The sequence below is a fragment of the Streptomyces diastatochromogenes genome (genome assembly GCF_002242805.1).
In the GTDB taxonomy this organism is placed as follows: Bacteria; Actinomycetota; Actinomycetes; order Streptomycetales; family Streptomycetaceae; genus Streptomyces; species Streptomyces diastatochromogenes.
Genome location: NZ_MCGQ01000048.1, coordinates 98,053 through 117,552 on the forward strand (window position 1 = coordinate 98,053; position 19,500 = coordinate 117,552).

Sequence of the window (19,500 nt, forward strand, 5' to 3'; positions counted from 1 at the left end):
GACGGTCCGCCCGCTCTGCCGGGCGATCTACCGTTCCCGGCCCGGTTGCCGGCAGGCCACCGCCAGCGCGTCGAGGGCTTGGGGCAGGCTCGTGGGGTTGAGCATGCCGCGACTGGGCCGGCCCGCCCAGCCGGGGCCGCCGAGCAGGACCAGCGGCCGCGACCTGGCTCCCCTCACCCCCCACTCGGTGACCACGATGTGCTGCGCCAGCGGCAGGCTCGCGGTGGAGCGGGCCTGCGCCCACAGCACCACGGCGGCCGGGCCCAGGCGCCGTACCGCCGCCGCGAGTGCCTCCGCGGGGACGGCGGCGCCGAACATCCTTGTGGCGATGCCGAGTTGACTCAGTCCGGCGTTCAGCGCCTCCAGGGGCAGGGTGTGCTGTTCGCCGGGCACGCAGGCCAGCAGGACCGGGCCCGCAGCCGTGGGACCGGCGGACGTGACGGGCGGCCGGGTGTGCCGGCGGAGGGTGGTGGAGACGTGCCAGGACAGCAGGTGCTCCACCTCCACATAGCGGTCTCCGGACGTGGCCCACTTGCGGCCCACGGCATGCAGGGTGGGCACCATGACCTCCTGCCAGGCGCGGGTGAGGCCGAACCCGGCCACGGCGGCGGCCAGCCGCTCCTCCACGGTCGGCGCGTCCAGCCGTACCGCCGCGCGGGCCAGGCCACGGCACTCCTGGCGCACGTCGCCCGAGGGCGGCGCGGCGGCCGTGGTGGAGTGCGCGGGCGCGGGTCCGCCGGTGATCGCCTCGTCCTGGGCGGCGCGGGGCTGGGGCGCGCCCGCGGAGGCCTCGTTCCGTGCGGCCCGGGCCGCCTCGGCAGGGGCCAGTCCGGCCGAGGTCAGCCGGCACATCGTCTCCAGCACGGCCACGTCCCGTGGCGACCAGCGCCGGTGCCGGCCCGCCACGCGCTCGGCGGGGCCGATGCCGTAGCGGCGTTCCCAGGAGCGCAGGGTGGTGGGTGAGACCCCGAGCCGGCGGGCGAGGGCGCCCGTGGTCAGACCCGCCTCGGCCGCCCCCCGGTGGGGAGCGGAGGGACCGGCACCGACGCGCTTTCCGTCCACACCGCGACTATACGACGCAGAATCGATGCGGGTTGAGGCCGCGGATCCCGCGCTCCGAGGATGACGGCACCGTCTCATCCGAGGAGCCGTGATCATGCAGCACCATGTCGAGGAGCGCTGCAGCGACGAGGAGCTGGAGCGGAGCCTGCCGACGGGCGACGACGCCTGCCTGGCCGCGATCCACCGGCGCTGGTCCCCGCTCGTGTACGGCCTGGCGCGGCGTTCGCTGGGCGATGCCGGGGAGGCGGAGGACGTCGCCCAGCAGGTGTTCCTCGGGGTGTGGCGGGGGCGGCACGGCTATCAGCCCGAGCGCGGTCCGCTGGCCGGCTGGATCGTCTGCATCACCCGGCGCAGGATCGCCGACGCCCTGTCCGCGCGGACCCGGCGGGCGTTCCTGGTCACGGCCGCGGGCTCGACCCTCGCACTCACCGGCACCACCGAACCGGGCCCCGAGGCAGCGCTGGACCGCCTCCTCGTCCGGCACGCACTGGCCCAACTGCCCGCGCCACAACGGGAGGTCCTGCGTCTGGCCTTCTACGAGGACCTCACCCAGACCCAGATCGCCGCGCGCACGGGGTGGCCCCTCGGCACCGTGAAGAGCCACGCCCGGCGCGGCCTGGACCGGCTCCGGCGCCTGCTCGGGCCGGTCCGGGCCGGATTCTTCGATGCGGAAACGCTGCGGTTTCCGGGAGATCGCCGCTGAGGCGACGCTCCCCTCCGTCGGCCCCCGGAGAGAGTCGGCGCTCTTCGGGGGCTCTCCTCCCTGCCGGACCACACGGGCCAAAGGTACGCGCCGACCTCTACACATAAAGGGCGAATAAGAGGAAACTGGGTACGCGGCGCTTACCGCACACCGCACCAGACGCGGTCAGGCCCGCACGTCACAAAGGAGACGAGTCATGGCCAACGTCTCGCACAGGGGTGACATGGCAACCCACCCCGATATCTCCGAAATGCGGGCACGCTACGCCCGCATGCTCGGTGGCCGTGATGTGGCGCTGGTGGACGGGCCGGTATTCCTGCTCGGCCTGTACTGCGCGGCATCCCCGTGGATCCTGCACTACACGACAAGCCAGCCGGCGCTCGCGACCCACAACCTGATCGTGGGCATCGCGATAGGCCTGCTGGCACTGGGGTTCACCACGGCCCCGGAGCGGATGTACGGCCTCAGCTGGGCCATGTGCGCGATGGGTGTCTGGATGATCATCGCGCCGTGGGTCGTGGGCAGCAGCCCGGACACCGGCGTGATCCTCAACAACGTCATCATCGGCGCGCTGGCCTTCGTTCTCGGCCTGATGTGCGCCGGTACGGCGGCGAAGAGCGTCCCCAAGCCATAAGGACAAGACACGAGGAAGGGAGGACCACGTCGAAGGAGTCGAAGGAAGTGAAGGCCACGAAAGGAAGACGAGGCCGGTCCACCCGGGTGGACCGGCCTCAGCATGACCGCACCCCTAGGGATTGCCAGGCCTGACGGCTGATTTACCCGCGAATCTCTCGGTCAGCAGCGAAAGGAGCCGCCGTCACTCGGCCGCATTGTCACCAGGGCGCCACGCCCATGCCTCGACGCCGGGTGGCTGCGCATATCCGGGCACCCGGATCCAGGCCCGTAGCACCCGCTCCTTCGTCCTGACGTACACGGCGCGGAACGCACTGGTCACGTCCCGGGGCGCGTGGCGGAGGCCGCCGTACACCGCATCGGACATGATCACGGCGAGAGGCGAGCCGACGGCGGACCGCAGAGCGGAGCGCAGCGCCGGGGAGTCCACCAGCCGGTTCGCCGTCACCACGGCGTGCCCTTCCAATCCGTGGGGTGACCGCACGGCGTCGCCGTGGTGCAGGGCGATCCGCAGACGCACGGGCGTGTTCCAGTCGAGATCGTCGAGTTCGGCACGCAGTCGCGACACCAGGTCCATGCACAGGGTGGTGTCGTCTGCCTGCCCCGGCAGGAAGACGACCATGCCGTCACCTCTGTCCCAGGTCTGCGCCGGAGGATCCACGTCGCTGAGCACACGTCGGAAGACGTCGTGCATGCGGCGTCGCGCGTCGGCCTGGCTGTAGTCCTTGGCGAAGCCCTCGATGTCCGCGAGCAGGATGAGCCCGCCGTCCTGGTCGCCCCTTGCCTGCAGCCCCTCCACCTGAGCCATCACATCGGCGCCCAGGTCGGTGCGCCACGTCAACGGGCGCAGTACGAACCGGGCCGACCGGTCGGCGGCACTGTGTGTGTGGAGCCACTCCAGTGCGTGCTCCGCCGCCTCGCGCGCCTCCGAGGGAGTCAGATCGCGGCGATACAGCAGGGCGTTGAGCACGAACTGGGCGCTGTGGTCACGGCCGTGGGACCGCAGCCAGCGCAGGCCGAGGTCCCTGGCCGCACGTGCTTCCTCGGGTGTGAGGTCGACGCGCTGGAGCAGAGGGCGCAGTACGTACTTCGCCGGGTCTGAGTTGCCGGAGTCGCGGATCCAGCCGATGGCGGCGTCGACGAACCGGGTGCGGGGCCCGGGAGGCAGGTCCTCCCTGCGCAGCGCGGCACTGAGCACGAACTCGCCCGCCGAGGTGGGGCCGTGGCGCTCCCACCACCTCAGCGCCGCGTCGACGGCGAGAGCGACCTGCCGCCGCGACAGATCCTCGCGCAGGAGTACCGGACGCAGGACGTACCGCGCCCACTGTGTGTCCCCCAGGGCGGCGAGCCAGTTCAGGGCGTACACCACGGCCCGGTGGGCAGCGGCGACGCCGAGGTCGTTCCTCTCCAGCAGACGTCCGAGCACGAACTGCGCGCCCGGGGTGTCCCCGTGCTCCGCCAGCCAGTCCAGCGCGACCCGCACGGCGTCCGCCGCGTCGTCGGCGGACAGATCGCCCCGCGCGAGAAGCCCGTTGAGCACGAACTGCGCGCTCTCGGTGCGGTCGTCCGTCCGCAACCAGTCCAGGGCACGGTCGACGGCCGCACTCGCCTCGGTCTGGGTGAGGTTGGTGCGTTGCAGCAGGCTTCGCAGGGCGCGTGCGGTGTTCTCGATCTGCTCGGTGCGGGCCTCCTCCTCCTGGAAGCCGGCGAACTCCGCATCCGCGCGCGCGCTGTCCCGGGCCCGGGCCCGTTGGGCGAGCCCACGGAAGCGTTCGGCACGCCGGTCGTCGCCCTGCGCTTCGGCGGTGCGGGCCACGGCCCCCAGGTCCGGGATCGACGCGTGCGCTGCCAGTGCCTCCCAGAGAGCGTCCGGGGGTACGACGTTGCGGCGGGCCGCGCGCGCGAACCGCTCGATGTATTCCGAGAGCCGGTAACACGACCAGGCGGCCTTGCCCTGCACGGGTCGCACATGCTTCAGCAGGCTTTCTGCACCGGGCGGGCCCTGGTTGAGGTAATCCAGGGCGGACGACATCCAGTCGTCGTCAAGGAGATCCCGTTGGCCGTTCGAGAGATAGCCGGGAGCGGCCGCCAGCAGAAGGGCCCGCGGCAGCTCCGGTCCGTGCCCGCAGCGGAGTGCGTCGACCGCGGCCTGTACGAGGGCGAAGGGCGCGGGCGGCGCGGCGACGTACCGCTCGATCTGGGCGTTGCCGCTCGCCAGGAACGGAATCAGCGCGTCGCCAGCCCGCCGCACGGCTTCGGCCAGGTTGGGGTCGGTCGCGGCAGCGGCGCGGAGGCGGGCCAGCTCCTCCGGGCTGAGCTGAGCAGAAACGAGGAAGCGCGTGCCGTGGTCGATCAGCTCTCGCGCCTGTTGATGCGGATCGGGCGCGTCGGCCGGAGGGACAGACCTGAGAGCGTGCCAGGACTCGTGGCGCAGTGTGCCCAGGATGAGTACCGGCCCGCCTGAGGGATCGCGCAGGCGCGCCAGAAGCTCCTCTGCAACACGTTCACCGTGGGCGTTGGTCAGGTCAAGGAGATGGCGCTGGGAGTCGTCCAACCAGATCACGGTGCGCGGTCTGATCGCCCCCGGGGTGCTCAGCCCCGCCTCCAGGTCCTCGCTCGACGAGGGCTGCCACACCCGCCAGTAAGACGGGAGGAAAGACAACGCCTCGAAACACGAACGGCTCTTGCCCGACCCACTGGAGCCGACGAGCATGACCAGCCCGCTGGTTCCGTCGGCGGCCGCCCGCACTGCGGCACGCAACTCCGCGTCATAGTCGCGCTCGACGTACGGCGGCCTCAGCGACAGCGGCGCTGTCTCGTCCTCGGAGTCGATCAGGAATGGGAAGACGCCCGGTGTAGTGCGGTCCCGCACGTGAGTGACCGGTACACCGAGGGGTGCCGGTCCGGACGATGCCGCGAGCGTGCCGGAGGGTTCACGGCGCTCCTCCTGCAACGCGTTGTACAGCAGCAGCGTGAACAGGCTGTACGACAGCTCACCGCCGTCCTCGATGCCTGCCCGTTGTCTCAGGAAGCTGGTCAGCCAGGCGAAACTCCGTTCGTCGGCGGGCACTTCCCGGCCGTCGAACCAGCCAGCCAGCGTGGTCGGGTCGAGCAGCACCCGGGGGGAGGCCTGCGCCGCATGCCGAGCGACTTCCTCGTACGACGGAGACCCGGCGCGGAAACGCAGGACCCTCAGGGCGTTCACGAGGTCCGCCCGGCTCTCCCGCGGCCCCCTTCCGCGTCGCGTCTGGACGCGGAGCACGACCGACACCCGTCGGAGCCCGGTCGTCGACTCCGTCACCGCCACGCAGTCGCGCAGCGGGTGCAGCCCCTCATGCTTCTCGGACTGGTCGAGGACCATGACGAATTCGACCGGGGACCTGGCCGGAACGCCGGCGTCGGGGTCCGCACGCACATCAGCCGTCACGCTGTCCCACGAGAACGCGCCGGACTTCCTGATCTTGACGATCACGGGACCACCGCTCGCCTGCCAGAACAGGCCCTGCCCGACAGGCTGCTCCAGCGGCGAGCATCGTTTGAGGACGATGCCACGGCTGATGAAATACCGGACGAGATCATCGCTCACGTCACCGACGCTGACCTTCCCCGCCTCCGCGCACACCTCGTCGAAGTACGTGTCCTCCCCCGGCCAGTAGCCCTGCGGCGCGGGAAGCCTGGACTCCACGTAGCCGATCAGGTGGGCCAGCAGATCCTCGGCGTCACGGCGCACGAGATCCTCGGTGCCCGGATCGAGGTGCGCCAGCATCTGCAGCCGTACCAGCGAAGGGACGGTGGGCGTCGCCTCCCCCGCACCGGGGTCTCCCGCTTCCGCGTCGAGGACGGGATCGCCCGATGGCTCGATCATGCGCCGCACAGCCCGCACAGCCTTCGCGAACGGACGTACCGCCGCGGGCAGTTCTCTGACCACCGCCGGATCATGGAGCACGGCGCCGATGCCCTGTGGCGCGTACGGGTGGGCGGCGACATGGCGGCTGAAGGCACGCTCGATCTGCCATACGTCATGGGTCGTCAGGTAGCCGCGCAGGTACTGCTGGGCAGCGGTGTGGAACACGAGCACCGGATCGCCGTCGGGTGCGCGCCGCACCGTGAACAGCCCGCTGGTGAGCAGCTCGGCGAGATCGGCGTACCGGGCGTCGGGCACCGCCTGGTCACGCAGCACGTAGAGCAGGGGAAGGGGCAGCTCGGCCAGGCTCGAACCGAGGACGGCGAGGCGGACCGCGGGCGTCGGTGCGGTGTGGACGAAGGCCGCTGCGAGGTGCTCGGGGTCGGTCTGGCGTGCGGGGGCCGTGCCGGTGCGCGTGCGGGGTACGCGGCCGGTGGCGGGGATGAGTACGGCGTCGCAGCCCCGCGGGTCGGCTCGCATGAGGGTGCTCGCCCAGGCTCCCAGAGAGTGGGGGGTGGCCGACACCACGGGGAGCGCGGCCCAGGGGCCGAGCAGGTCTGCTCCGTCCGCGTCCGGCTTCAGCCGCGGCGGCAGGTGGTAGCGGAGCCCGCGGTTGTGGTCGCCGGCCTTGCCGCCGGTGACCCGAACGGCGGGGAGGTTCAGAGCGGAGCGGCGCCACAGGCGCGGGGGCAGCGGATCGAGCAGCGCCACGGGGATCTGCCCGCCCCAGTCCCGCAGCAGCAGCCATGGGCCGGCGGTGTGCCAGCCGCGGGCGGCGCAGTCGGAGACCAGCAGGACGAGCCGCCTGCCCTGGGGTCCGCTGCCGTGGTGGGGCACCCGGTCAGCGGGTACCGGACGGTCGTGGTGGTCACGGACCTGTGGTTCGCCCTCCCGCCACTCCAGGCTCCAGGTGTGGACGGCGCGGAACCCTCCGAGGCGGCGCAGCAGCCCGGTGACCGCCCGTGTGGTCTCCTCCCAGACGCTCATGGACAGCGAGGTGTCCACGAGGACGACCGCCTCGAACCAGGGTTCCGGCGCGGGCCGGAACAGCGGCACGAGCGGGCCACCGCGCGCGTAGTGCTCCACGGTGGCGTCGATGTCGAGCCGGCGGCGGCCGCCCCTGCGCCACGGCTGCCGGAACGGCTGGACGGCCCGGCCGACGGCCAGGGCCTCCGGCAGCGGGCTGCCGCGGCCGAGCGTCAGGGGAACGCCGCGGACCGTGGTGGTCGCCCCCGGACTGCGGGCGGAGACCTGCCGGCTCTCCGCGCCGCGCGGGCCGGGCCGTGCGGCCGACGGCGCGTGCCCCGTGGGGCGAGCCGCCGGATCCGCCTCCGGTGCGGGGGGCGATTCCTCGGCCGGCGCGGGGCGCGTCGGCGGTGCGTCCGCGCCGACGGAGCCCGAGGCGGCCAGCCACAGCGCGTCGGCGAGAGTGCGTGCGTCCACCTCGGGGGGCAGGGCATCGCCGAGCGCCCGCAGGAGGCGGGTCAGAGCGTCAGGCACGGGAGAGTTCACGCACCAGCAGCGCGTGGAGTTCCTCGTACTGCTCGTTCTGCGGTGCCTGATCGCCGGTGAGCAGGGCCACCGCGTTCAGCAACTGGTCGATGGCGAGGTGCTCGCCCGCCGCGATGCGTTCGGCGAAGTTCACGACGAGGTCCTCGCCGGTCTGCGGCACGTCGCCGAGGTGGGCCCGGACGATGTCGTGCAGCAGGTCCGCGGTCAGCGGGGGCATCGTGTAGCGGATGCAGCGCCGCAGGAACGCCGGCGGGAAGTCCCGTTCGCCGTTGCTGGTCAGGAGGATGAAGGGGAACTGGGTGCAGTACACCCGCCCGTGTTCGACGAGATGTTCGTCGTGGCTGTCCCACTGGCGGACCATGACGCGGGGCCGCCGGTAGCGCACGAGTTCGGGGATCTCGAACTCCCCGCGTTCCAGCACCTCCAGCAGGTCGCCGGGGAGATCCAGGTCGCTCTTGTCGATCTCGTCGATGAGCAGCGCACGGGGTCGTTCAGCGGGCAGCAACGCGGTGCCCAGGGGCCCGAGTTGCAGGAAGGGGGCGATGTCGTCACGGCTGCGGGCACGGCCCGCACGGCCGCCCCCGTGCTGGGTCATCGCCGCGCGCAGGCTCTGCGCGTGGATCCGGCCGAGGGCGTCGTAGCGGTACAGGGCCTCGGCCAGGGAGCTGCGGGAGGTGATGTGCCAGCGGAGCACCTGCCCGAGGCCCAGTTCGTACGCCACCTGCTCGATCACCGTGGACTTGCCCGAGCCCGCGGGACCGGTGACGAGGAGCGGGCGGCGCAGGTGCAGGGCCGCGTTGACGGCGTCGACGAGGCCGGGCGGTGGCTGGTACTGCCGGTGCTGCGCTTTACGGGGAAACTCGCGCCATGGGGGCGGGTCGGCCAGCGGGGTCTTCCGCTGCTCGCCGTCGCCACGGTAGTAGGGCTTCCAGGTCACACTTCCTCCTCAAGGCCGGCCACGACGCGATTCTCGAAGGGTCGGCAGAACTCCAGCCACGCCTCGTCGTGCCATACCGCGCGCACCTCGCCGAGGCAGGTCACGCATCCGGCGTGCTCCCGGGCCCACCGGTGCCGGTAGGCAGGGGCGAAGCCGTTCGGGAGGCTGTGCCAGTGCTGGTCCACCAGCGCGCGCAGGGTGCCGTCGCCCGCTCGTGCCTCCGGGCGCGGCCACAGGATGATGGGCGCGTAGGGCAGCAGTTCTTCGAGGACGTCCTGCAGTGTCTCGGGATGGTGGTCGATCCCGACCGCGGTGTCGTACCGCCCGGTCATGAGGCTCTGTTCGAGTCCCTGCCGGTCGCCGAGGACGGTCGCGTCGATCCACTCCACGGGGACGGCGCCGCAGGCCGTCATCCGGCGCAGGGCCCTGCGGGCGGCGTCGTTCATCTCCGCGTTCTCCTCGGCGGGATCCATCCGGCCGCTCCAGCGGACGACGACGGTGCTGTTGACGCCCAGGAGGTGGCGGCCGACCTTCGCCTCCTCGGGATGCCAGCGGGCCAGGAGGTGGACGGGTGCGGCCACGTCCACGTGGACCAGTTGCTCCGGATCCGGGAGCCGGCCGCGTGCCCAGGCCAGGGCTCTGCCCATCGCCCGGCCCACCCCCGGGCGGTCGGCCGGCTCGCAGCGGAAGCGCTCGTGCACCGGGAGTTTCTCGCCGCTGCCGACGAGCCAGGCATCGACTTCTTCCGGCCAGTCGGTCAGGGCGCCGGCGAGGCTGAGGACGAGACGCAGTTCTCCCTGCCGGCGGAGCTGGGCGAACTCGGTGAGAGCGTCGTTGAACGCGGTGACCACACCGTGTTCCTGTGCCCACGGCCGTAACCGCGGGATCACGTCGTCCGCTTCGGACAGGTGGGCCAGGGCCGCCAGGAGCCGTGCCGGTGCCTGCCACGGGGGTGTGTGGAGCTTTCTTGCCCGCAGGGCCGCGTACTCGACGAGGTCGCGCAGCAGTTCCGTTCCCTCGGCCTCGTGCGGCAGGCCGGACAGCTGACGCGCTTCCCGGAGCAGGTCGCTGGTGAGGACCTCGGCCAGCACCTTGTTGAGGAGGGTGACCGTGCGCGCGCACTCGAGGAGCGTGCCCACCATCTCGATCACCCGCGCCTGCCACCGGGAATCGGTCGGGCCCTCGATCCTGCCCTGCTGTGCGAACCGGTGCAGGTCGTCGAGTTCGCCGAGCGTCAACCGTTCGGGCAGGCGCACGTTCGCACGCCACAGGGTCACGGCCTCTTCGAGGTCCTGTCGTCCCACCAGCCCCACCACACCGCCTCCGCCGGCGGTTGCGGAGCGCACGTTGCGGGCCAGCCACAGGCCGTCCAGGGCGAAGGGGTCGTTGTCGTACTCGAATCTCCCGACGACCTGTCCGACGATACGGCCGCGCAGTTCCTCGGTGAGTCTGGTGTCGGCGAACACCATGGCGCCGGCCCCGTTCAGCCCCTCGCGCAACACGTCGATCAGGGCGAAGGTGAGGCGCATGCCGCGGGCCGCCTGGTCGGACGCGGACGCCGTGAGGACGGACAGCCTGGTCCGGCCGGCCCGCACCCCGCCGGCGATGCCGCCGGCGTCCGGTGCCGCGCCCGCCGCATGGCAGGTGTCGATGAGGGCGATCACACCTTCGACGCCCGGCTCGTCCGCGGCGACGGCGAGCAACTGCCGTACGTTCACGGCCGACATGGTGCTCCGGGTCGTGGACTGGGCGACCATGTAGTGGAGGTCGGTCTGCTGGGGCGGGGTGAAACCGTGGCCGAGCAGCGCCACGACCAGCACGGCGCCGTCCGCCTTGGCCCGCCGGACCGCCTCGTACACGGCCTTGCGCACGTCGTCGGGTTCCAGTGTGTCGCTCACCAGGAGGGACCCGTGGTCGCCCGGGCGGGCGGTGCACCCGCCGAGGGCGGGGTCCGTGAGCACCGTGTGCAGGCCCTCGGCGGCCTCCTCCAGGCGCGCCAGGGTTCCCATGTCCGTGCACTGCGCGCCCACCACCAGTACGTGGCGCCGGGGCTCGCCGGTCACTTCCGCAGCGCCTCGACAAGCGGACCGGCGACGGCCGGCTGCCGCAGGTACTTCGTGGCCGTGTGGACCCACAGGCCGTCGGAGTCCACGCGGTCGGTGACCGGGAGGACGCCCGAGGCGTTGGGCAGCATCCAGTTCTGGATGCGGGGCCGTCCGACCACGACGTCGTCGCGGTCCCAGAAGTTCAGCCACCGCTCGACGCGGTGCGGGGTGCGGGGCGGCTGCGGGACCAGGCGCTGGAGCACCGCCGCCGCGGTGGCCAGCGGGGAACCCAGGGTCAGCAGCAGCTTGACCTGCCCCGGGTAGTCGCGCAGCGCCTCGAACGCGACCACGCTACCGAGGGAATGGCTCACCACGACCAGCGGCCGCTCCGGGTCCGTGCCCCGCAGGACCCGCTCCCGGATCCGGGCGTCCAGGGTCCGTCCGGCGCCGTCGGCCTCGCGCCGGTCCAGGTAGCGCCCGACCTGGGACAGGTGCGACAGCAGCGGCAGGCCGCTCGCCCACTGCGCGCCCTGGCGCAGTACCGGCAGTTGCAGCACGGTCGTCAGCACCCTGCCCAGGACGCGGATCAACGCTCCGACGCCCTGTGCCTGGTCGTCGAAGCGCGGGAGTTGCGCCCTGGCGTCCTCGATCACGGCGGACGCCTGCCTGTCCCCCTGTTCCGCCGCCTGCCGGCCCAGTTCGTCGAGGAGCGTCTCGACGAAGTCCTCCAGGAACTCGGCCTGTTCCTCGTCGGGTTCCCAGGCTTCCGCGACTTCCGGGCCCTGGGCCTCGGCGTCGGTGAACAGGTCGCTGTAGTTCGCGAAGCGTGCCTCCGCCAGCCAGCCCTGCGTCAGTCCGGACACGGCGTCGGAATGCCCTGCCCTGCGTGCTCCTTGGGCCAGGGCTTCGAGCCAGGCACGGCGCTCGTCCTCGGTGTCCCGGAGCTTTCCGATTCCGTGTACGAAAACAAGCTGAGGAGTGTCCGAACCGCTCACTCACGCCCCCGAAGTACTGCCCGTGCGGCCCCGCGCCGCTGCACCGACCGCATGCCGTGTCGAGCACCGCCACCTGCGTTGCGATGCTCACGGTGAACCTTAGTCACCTCACTCGGCGCGGGGCGGGAAACGGAGAATGTCGCTGGTGCGGTCAGGCTTCCGCAGGCTGACCGTCCGGCACGGGTGCGGGGACGTACTCCTCGCTGATCTCCCGCTCCCCGAACGGCCACACCTTCTCCAGCCGCGCCCAGACGAAGAAGGCCACGCAGCCGAGGGCGAGCCAGGCCAGGGACCACTCGATGGGGTGGCGGCCGGGGGAGTTCTTGTCGGCGTACCCGTAGATCACGCACCAGCCGGCGAAGGCGACGATGCTGGGCAGTGGGTAGAGCCACATCCGGTACGGGCGGCGCAGGGTCGGCTGCCGCTTGCGCAGGACGGAGAGCGCGATGATCTGGGCCAGCGCCTGGACGATCACCATCACCGTGGTGAGCAGCTGGATCAACGTGGCGAGGTCGGTGTGCCGGCCGATCAGGAAGCCGACCGCGGTGATCACGCCCATGGTCGCCAGGCCCAGCATCGGGAAGCGGTGCTTCGGGTGCAGCTTCTCGTACGGTCGGAAGAAGACCCGGTCGCGGGCGGCGTCGTAGGGGACGCGGGAGCCGCCGAGCAGGCCGGTGAAGACCGAGGCGAAGGCCGTGATCAGGATGAGGACGGTCACCGTGTCGGCGGCGCCCCTGCCCCAGGTCTTCTCCAGGACCGCCGAGGCGACGGAGGTCGAGGCGATGTCCTTCGGGTCGGTCATGCGCTGCCAGTCGATGACGCCGAGCGTGCCGATCTGCAGGAGCAGGTAGATCGCCATGATGCCGAGGATCGAGAAGAGGATGGAGCGCGGCAGGATGCGGCCGGGGTCCTTGATCTCGGCGCCCATGTAGGCGGTGGTGTTGTAGCCGAGGTAGTCGTAGATGCCGATGGTCAGGCCCGCGGCGAAGCCGAGCCAGAAGTGGTTCGAGGTGAGGTCGAAGGCGTGTGCCGGGTAGGTGAAGGCCCGGTGCGGGCTGAAGCCCGTGGCCGCGGCGACGATCACCAGGAGGACCGAGGCGATCATCACGGTCCACATCACGGCGGTGATGCGGGCGATGTGCTCGATGCCGCGCCAGAGCAGGAGGACGACCAGCGCGATGATGCCGAGGCCGATCAGGTCGCCGGAGGTCCGGCCCAGGCCGGGGGCGAGATAGCCCAGGTACTGGACGAAGCCGACCACGCCCGTGGACATGATCAGCGGGATGAAGAGCATCGCCGTCCACACGAACAGGAACGGCATCAGCCGGCCGGTGCGGTACTGGAAGGCCTGGCGGAGGTAGACGTAACTGCCGCCGGAGCCGGGCATGGCGGCGCCCAGTTCGGCCCACACCAGCCCGTCGCAGAGCGCCAGCACGGCGCCCGCGACGAATCCGGTGACCGCCTGGGGGCCGCCGAACGCGGCGACCATCAGCGGGATCGTCACGAACGGGCCGATGCCGCACATCTGGCTCATGTTGATGGCCGTGGCCTGGAACAGGCCGACACGGCGGACGAAGCCACCCGAGGGTGGCGGGCTACCGGACATGGGGGCTCCTGACGCGAGGCAGGGAGGGGTCTGCCGGTGGAGGCTGGATGGCCGATAAAGTTAAGGAGCCTTACTAGGTACGTCAAGCATGCGTCAGGAATGCGTGAGAATGGTGCGATGCCCGCCAGCGACGCCGTAGAGCAGCACGAACAGCCCTGGAGCCGCCGGCGGCTGCGCAGCGCCAACGAGCGGCTGCTGCTCGACCGGCTGCGCCTTCTCGGCGCCGCGTCGCGCGCCCAGCTGGCCCGGGAGACCGGCCTGTCCAAGCCGACGGTGTCCAGCGCGCTCGCCTCGCTGGAGGCGGCCGGACTCGTGCACGAGGTCGGCACGCATGCCCCCGAGCGCGGGCGTGTCGCCGTCCTGTACGCCCCCGACCCGGCCGCCGGTCACGCGCTCGGCGTCGACATAGGCCGCAGCTGGCTGCGCGTCGCGCTGGCCGACCTGGACGGGACGGTGGTCGCCCGGTCGGATGTGCGCAACCCCGCCCGCGGTGCGGACGCCCTCGCCGACCTGGTCGTGGGCACCGCCCGTCAGGTCGTCGCCAACTCCGGAGTGGACCCGGCGGAGGTGGTGCACGGGGTGGTGGGCACGCCCGGGGTCTACGACGAGAAGCAGCGGCGGGTGCGGTACGCGATGCATCTGCCGGGGTGGGGCCGTGCGGGGCTGCTGGACCGGCTGCGCGAGGAGCTGGACGTACCGCTGGAGGTGCACAACGACGCCAACCTGGCCGCCCTCGGCGAGTACACGTACGGGGTCGGCGCGGGCAGCCGGCTGTTCGCGTACATCCTGATCGGCACCGGTCTCGGTATGGGCGTCGTCAGCGAGGGACGGCTGTTCACGGGGGCGCACGGGCTGGCCGGGGAGATCGGGTTCCTGCCCTGGACCGGCCGGCGGAAGCCGGAGCGGCTGGAGGACGCGGTGTCGGGGGTGGCCGTCGTGGAGGCCGCGCGGCACTTCGGGATGCGCGGGCAGCTCACGGCGAAGGCCGTGTTCGACGCGGCCCGGCAGGGCAACACGGCCGCGGTGCGGGCGGTGGAACTGGAGGGCGAGCGGATCGCGCACACCGTGGCGGCCGCGGCCGCGGTGCTCGACCCGGACCTCGTCGTGCTCGGCGGCGGGGTGGGCCACAGCGTGGACCTGTTGCTGCGGCCGGTCCGGGAGCATCTGCGCACGCTCACTCCGCTGCGACCGAAGCTCGCACCCAGCCGACTGGGTGAGGACGCGGTCCTGTTGGGCGCGGTGGCGACGGCACTGGGCACGGCGCGCGAGATGGTGTTCGAGCGCAGGACGGCCGCACTCTGACGCATCTGCCGCCGAGGCCACGGTGATTGACACCGCTCACCCCGCGCCCTAGCTTGTGGCAGGTTAGTAAAGTTTCCTAACTTTACGACCTGGAGACCGCCGTGTTCCCTCGTCCCGCCCGCAGACGCCGCCTCGCCACGGCCGCCGTGGCCCTGGGTCTGCTCAGCTCGCTGTCCACCAGTGCCTGGGCCGGGTCCCGGGATCCGGCCCCGGCGCACCGGCAGCACGCCCGGGGCACCCAGGTCCCCTCCGCCGCCGGAAGCAGCACCCCGCTGTCCGGCTACGCGATCCAGTCGACGGCGAAGGTCGGCGACTCCGCGCAGGCCGTCTCCACCCCCGGCTATCCGGCGACCGGGTGGTATCCGGCGGGCCCCCGCTCCACCGTCCTCGGAGCACTGCTGGCCGACGGCCGCTACGCGGACCCGTTCCACTCCACCAACCTGGAGAAGATCCCCAGGGCCGACTTCCAGGTCCCCTGGTGGTACCGGGCCGACTTCACGGTCGCCGACACCACCGAGCGCACCCACCTCGACTTCAGCGGCGTGATCTCGGCGGCCGACGTCTATGTGAACGGGCATCAGGTGGCCGGGGCCGCCGACGTCGTCGGCGCCTACACCCACCACGAGCTGGACATCACCTCGCTGGTGAAGTCCGGCACGAACACGGTCGCCTTCCGCGTCCGGCCCAACGACCCGACCAAGAACCTCACCATGAGCTGGCTCGACTGGCTCCAGCCGCCACCCGACCGGAACATGGGCATCGTCCGTGACGTGCTGGTCCGCCGGGGCGGCCCGGTCGCGCTGCGCGACGCACACGTCGTGACCAAGCTGGCCGTGCCGTCGCTGGCCACCGCCGACCTGACCGTCAAGGCGCAGGCCCGCAACGACTCCGGGACGGCGGTCACGGCCGAGATCAGCGGCAGCGTCGGCGGGACGAGCTTCACCAGGTCCGTGCCGCTCGCCGCGCACGAGACGAAGACCGTCACCTTCTCCCCCGCCGACGTCCCCGGACTGCACCTCACCTCCCCGAAGGTGTGGTGGCCGGCCGGCATGGGCGGGCAGCCGCTGTACGACCTGGACCTCACCGCCTCCGTGTCCGGCACGGCCTCGGACACCGCCCACGAGAGCTTCGGCATCCGCGACGTGCAGGCGCCGCTGAACTCCGACGGTGCCCGCCAGTACCGGATCAACGGCCGCAGGCTGCTCATCAAGGGCGGCGGCTGGTCCCCGGACGAGTTCCTGCGCTGGGACCCCGGCTACGTCGAGGACCGGCTGCGGTACGCCCTGGACCTCGGGCTGAACACCCTCCGTCTGGAAGGCCACATCGAGCCGGACGAGTTCTTCGACCTCGCCGACCGCTACGGCGTGCTCACGCTGCCGGGCTGGGAGTGCTGCTCCAAGTGGGAGGGCCAGGTCAACGGCAAGGAGACCGGCGACACGTGGACCGACGCCGACTACCCGGTCGCCAAGGCGTCCATGGCCGCCGAGGCCGCCCGGCTGCGCGACCACCCGAGCGTGATCTCCTTCCTGATCGGCAGCGACTTCGCACCCGACGCGACGATCGAGAAGAACTACCTGGACGCTCTCGAGGCCGCCGACTGGCCCACCCCGGTGGTCCCCGCCGCCTCCGACAACTCCTCGCCCCGGCTGGGCAGTTCGGGCCTGAAGATGACGGGGCCCTACGACTGGATCCCGCCCGGCTACTGGTACGCCAAGCGCGAGGGCGGGGCCACCGGCTTCAACTCCGAGACCAGCGCGGGCCCCGACATCCCCACGCTCGACACCCTGCGCCGGATGATGACGCCCGCCGAGCTGGACACGCTCTGGAGGGACCCGGACGCCAGGCAGTACCACCGCTCACCCTCGCCCACGTTCGGCACGCTCAAGATCTACGACGCCGCCCTCACCGGCCGCTACGGGCCCCCGACGGGCCTCACCGACTACGTGCGCAAGGCGCAGCTGGCCCAGTACGAGAACGTGCGCGCCCAGTACGAGGCCTACGCGCGCAATGCGACGGACGCGAGCAAGCCCGCCACCGGGGTCATCTACTGGATGTTCAACAGCGGCTGGACCTCGCTGCACTGGCAGCTGATGGACCGCTATCTGGACCAGGGCGGCGCCTACTTCGGCGCCAAGAAGGCGAACGAGCCGCTGCACGTCCAGTACTCCTACGACGACCGCTCGGTCGTCGTCGTGAACAACCGGAACGCCTCGGCCGGCGGACTCACCGCGCGGGCCACGCTGTTCAACCCCGACGGCACCCAGAAGTACGACAAGGCCGTGACCGGGCTGACGGTGAACGGCGGCGGCGCGCACGGCACCGCGCTCACCCTGCCCGCGTCGGTGGGCGGGCTGTCCTCCACGTACCTGCTCCGGCTGACCCTGACCGACGCGGACGGCAAGGAGGTGAGCCGGAACGTGTACTGGCTCTCCACCAAGGCCGACACGCTCGACTGGGCGAAGACCGACTGGTACTACACGCCGACGACCGGCTATGCCGACCTGAAGGGGCTCGCCTCGATGGCCCAGGTGCCGGTGTCGGCCACGGCCTCGACCGTGTCGTCCGACGGTACGTCGACCACGACGGTGACCCTGCGCCACACGGGCGGCGGCAGGACGCCGTCGCTGTTCACGGACGTCCACCTGGTCGACGCCCAGGGGAAGCCGGTGCTGCCGGTGCGGTGGTCGGACAACGAGGTCGGCCTGTGGCCGGGCGAGTCGGTGACGCTGACCGCCACCTACCGGACCGCCGATCTGCACGGTTCGGCGCCGGGGGTGCGGGTCTCCGGCTGGAACACGCCGGAGCGGACGGTCCCGGCCGCCTGATGTGACGGGGGTGGGCCCGGAAGCCCACCCCCGCACGGCTCAGCTGACGTTGAGCGCGGTGTCGTCCACGACGAACGACGTCTGGAGGGTGGAGCCCTCGGTGCCGGTGAACTTGATCGTGACCGTCTGGCCCGCGTAGCTCGCGAGGTTGAAGCTGCGCTGGGTGTAGCCGCTCGCCGCGTTCAGGTTCGAGTAGGTCGCGAGGGTCGACAGCACCGTGCCGCTGCTGTTGAGGACCTGCGCCTTCAGGGTGTCGTAGGCCGTCGAGGTGGACGTCTCGGCGGTGTCGACATGGAGGTAGAAGCTCAGGGTGGCGCTGGTGCACCCGGCGGGGATGGTCACCGACTGCGTGAGCGTGTCGGTGTGGGCGGAGCCGTAGCCGTTCAGCCAGGCCTTGTAGGAGCCGGTGCGGGAGGCCTCGCCGGTGTCGTTGGTGATGACACCGCTGGAAGCGGTCCAGGACGTGGCGCCGGACTCGAAGCCGGGGTTGGCCAGCAGCTGGGCGGCGGTGCAGGTGCCGCCACCGCCACCGCCGCCACCGCTGGTGCCCGCGCCGGCCAGCCAGGCGGTGGCGTTGAGGGCGAGGGCCGCGTTGGTGGCGCCGGAGTCGTTCCAGCCGTCGTACAGGGTGTTGCCGGACTGGCCGGTGCCGTCGTCGATCGGCGAGCTGTCGCCCCAGAAGGCGACGCGGCCGCTGCCGAAGGTGGACGTCAGGAAGAAGGCGCCGGTGTTGCCGGAGTAACCGGTGCGGTAGAGCAGGCCCTTGACACTGGAGTTGTCGGCGGGCTTGAGCGTGGCGGTCGTGCCGCTGGCGATCAGGCTCTTGGTGACGGTGCCGAAGGAGCCGTGCAGGACCGGGTCGCTGCTGTCGCTGATCGCCGACGGGTAGTCGGAGCTGATGCTCAGCGAGTCGATGGAGAAGCCGAACGGGTCGGTGGAGTCGACGCTGTTGTTCGTCATCAGGTCGTTGAGGATCTCGACCGCGTCCTCGCCGTCGTTGTTGCGGTCGGCGCCGGTGTGGTCGGAGATCATGAACAGGCCGCCGCCGTTCTTCACGAAGTTCATGATCGCCGTCTTCTCGGCGGTCGTGAACAGCGTGTTGGGCTCGGGCAGGACCAGCGTGTCGAAGTTCGACAGGTCGGTGGTCGACGAGCCGCCGTAGCTGAGGCTGGAGCCCGACGGCAGCGTCTTCAGGCTGTAGCCGCCGGTCTTCTGCAGGTCGACGCCCCAGGAGGACAGGGCGCCGGTCCAGTCCGTCTCGGCGGACGGTGAGGAGTCCTGGCCGAGCGGGTCGGGCTGGCTGGTGGAGATGATCCAGTCCGCGTTGCCGGCCGTCTCGGCGTGGGCGTTGTCGAACAGGATCCGGTGCGTGGTGGCCGCGTGGGCGGGGGTGGCGCTGGTGCCGACCTGCAGGGCTGCGGACGTGACGAGCAGCCCGAGCCCGGCCAGGGCGGTGGTGAATCTGCGGCGGGATCTCCTCGATCCGAGCATCCGGCGAACCTCCATGAGGGGTGGGGAGAGGCGGTGCGGGCGCCAAGTCTGCGCGCGTAGAACCGGCTTGAGGGTTCTACACGCGTCGATTGATTGAAAGGTACATGGCATGACGGCCCGGTGAACAGAAAGTCCCGGCAATAAGCGGAGCGGAGTGCCTCCGGTCAGAGCGGGCACATGGAACATCAGCGGGGAACGCGACGAAGAGGGGTGGACATGGAGATTTCAGGCCTCATCAGCGCCATCGTCATCGGGCTCATCATCGGTGTGCTGGGCCGGCTGGTCGTGCCCGGGCGGCAGCACATCGGCGTCCTGTGGACCATCGTCGTCGGCATCGTGGCGGCGCTGCTGGGCTCGGCGATCGCCGCCGGGTTCGGGGTCGCGGACACCAAGGGGCCCGACTGGATCGAGTGGTTCATCCAGATCGCCCTCGCGGCGGCGGGGATCGCCGCTCTGGACCGGGCCCGGACCCGTCGCTGAGGGAG

12 protein-coding genes are annotated in these 19,500 nt (G+C 71.5%); 5 read left to right on the plus strand and 7 right to left on the minus strand.

Annotated elements, in window-relative coordinates:
* Window positions 1–27 precede the first annotated feature (27 nt).
* Complete coding sequence (locus tag BEK98_RS40375) at window positions 28–1,062, minus strand: MerR family transcriptional regulator (RefSeq protein ID WP_244202190.1); 1,035 nt, start codon at window positions 1,060–1,062, stop codon at window positions 28–30.
* A gap of 94 nt (window positions 1,063–1,156) precedes the next feature.
* Here BEK98_RS40375 and BEK98_RS40380 point away from each other — a divergent pair, with 94 nt between their 5' ends.
* Together BEK98_RS40380 and BEK98_RS40385 are read left to right on the plus strand one after the other, a co-directional pair.
* The gene (locus tag BEK98_RS40380) at window positions 1,157–1,765 is read left to right on the plus strand and encodes a sigma-70 family RNA polymerase sigma factor (RefSeq protein ID WP_094221794.1); all 609 of its coding nucleotides are present in this window, start codon (window positions 1,157–1,159) and stop codon (window positions 1,763–1,765) included.
* A gap of 196 nt (window positions 1,766–1,961) precedes the next feature.
* Complete coding sequence (locus tag BEK98_RS40385) at window positions 1,962–2,399, plus strand: SPW repeat protein (protein WP_094221770.1); 438 nt, start codon at window positions 1,962–1,964, stop codon at window positions 2,397–2,399.
* Window positions 2,400–2,582: 183 nt separating this feature from the next.
* Here BEK98_RS40385 and BEK98_RS40390 read toward each other — a convergent pair whose 3' ends face one another.
* The 5 genes from BEK98_RS40390 to BEK98_RS40410 form a co-directional block, all read right to left on the minus strand.
* Window positions 2,583–7,802 (minus strand): SAV_2336 N-terminal domain-related protein, encoded by a 5,220-nt coding sequence (locus tag BEK98_RS40390; RefSeq protein ID WP_094221771.1) that lies wholly within the window; start codon window positions 7,800–7,802, stop codon window positions 2,583–2,585.
* Window positions 7,795–8,751, minus strand: coding sequence for an AAA family ATPase (locus BEK98_RS40395; RefSeq protein ID WP_094221772.1), 957 nt, complete (start codon window positions 8,749–8,751; stop codon window positions 7,795–7,797). The genes BEK98_RS40390 and BEK98_RS40395 overlap by 8 nt, the downstream gene beginning before the upstream one ends.
* Window positions 8,748–10,814, minus strand: a complete 2,067-nt coding sequence (locus BEK98_RS51040; protein ID WP_279635507.1) for a vWA-MoxR associated conflict system protein — start codon at window positions 10,812–10,814, stop codon at window positions 8,748–8,750. The genes BEK98_RS40395 and BEK98_RS51040 overlap by 4 nt, the downstream gene beginning before the upstream one ends.
* Window positions 10,811–11,659, minus strand: coding sequence for an alpha/beta hydrolase (locus tag BEK98_RS40405; protein WP_244202191.1), 849 nt, complete (start codon window positions 11,657–11,659; stop codon window positions 10,811–10,813). Before BEK98_RS40405 ends, BEK98_RS51040 begins: the two co-directional genes overlap by 4 nt.
* Before the next feature lie 283 nt (window positions 11,660–11,942).
* On the minus strand, window positions 11,943–13,397 hold the full coding sequence (locus tag BEK98_RS40410; RefSeq protein WP_094221774.1) for an APC family permease: 1,455 nt from the start codon (window positions 13,395–13,397) through the stop codon (window positions 11,943–11,945).
* Window positions 13,398–13,514: 117 nt separating this feature from the next.
* Between BEK98_RS40410 and BEK98_RS40415 the strand changes: the two genes are divergently transcribed.
* Together BEK98_RS40415 and BEK98_RS40420 are read left to right on the plus strand one after the other, a co-directional pair.
* Window positions 13,515–14,699 (plus strand): ROK family transcriptional regulator, encoded by a 1,185-nt coding sequence (locus BEK98_RS40415; protein WP_094221775.1) that lies wholly within the window; start codon window positions 13,515–13,517, stop codon window positions 14,697–14,699.
* A 101-nt stretch (window positions 14,700–14,800) separates the two neighbouring features.
* Window positions 14,801–17,524: a glycoside hydrolase family 2 protein gene (locus BEK98_RS40420; protein ID WP_094221776.1), complete on the plus strand. Its 2,724-nt coding sequence runs from the start codon at window positions 14,801–14,803 to the stop codon at window positions 17,522–17,524.
* Window positions 17,525–17,563: 39 nt separating this feature from the next.
* On the opposite strand, the gene BEK98_RS40425 is transcribed toward BEK98_RS40420, so the two are convergent.
* Window positions 17,564–19,015, minus strand: coding sequence for a hydrolase (locus BEK98_RS40425; protein ID WP_094221777.1), 1,452 nt, complete (start codon window positions 19,013–19,015; stop codon window positions 17,564–17,566).
* Window positions 19,016–19,231: 216 nt separating this feature from the next.
* On the opposite strand from BEK98_RS40425, the gene BEK98_RS40430 reads away from it, so the two are divergent.
* Entirely contained in the window at window positions 19,232–19,495 is a 264-nt protein-coding gene (locus BEK98_RS40430; RefSeq protein ID WP_094221778.1) for a GlsB/YeaQ/YmgE family stress response membrane protein, read from the plus strand.
* Window positions 19,496–19,500: the final 5 nt, after the last annotated feature.

Excerpts from the sequence above, each read along its gene's own strand:
- BEK98_RS40425 (WP_094221777.1), bottom strand. The coding sequence starts at position 19,015 with ATGCTCGGATCGAGGAGATCCCGCCGCAGATTCACCACCGCCCTGGCC.
- BEK98_RS40380 (WP_094221794.1), top strand. The coding sequence starts at position 1,157 with ATGCAGCACCATGTCGAGGAGCGCTGCAGCGACGAGGAGCTGGAGCGG.
- BEK98_RS40415 (WP_094221775.1), top strand. The coding sequence starts at position 13,515 with ATGCCCGCCAGCGACGCCGTAGAGCAGCACGAACAGCCCTGGAGCCGC.
- BEK98_RS40430 (WP_094221778.1), top strand. The coding sequence starts at position 19,232 with ATGGAGATTTCAGGCCTCATCAGCGCCATCGTCATCGGGCTCATCATC.
- BEK98_RS40410 (WP_094221774.1), bottom strand. The coding sequence starts at position 13,397 with ATGTCCGGTAGCCCGCCACCCTCGGGTGGCTTCGTCCGCCGTGTCGGC.
- BEK98_RS40385 (WP_094221770.1), top strand. The coding sequence starts at position 1,962 with ATGGCCAACGTCTCGCACAGGGGTGACATGGCAACCCACCCCGATATC.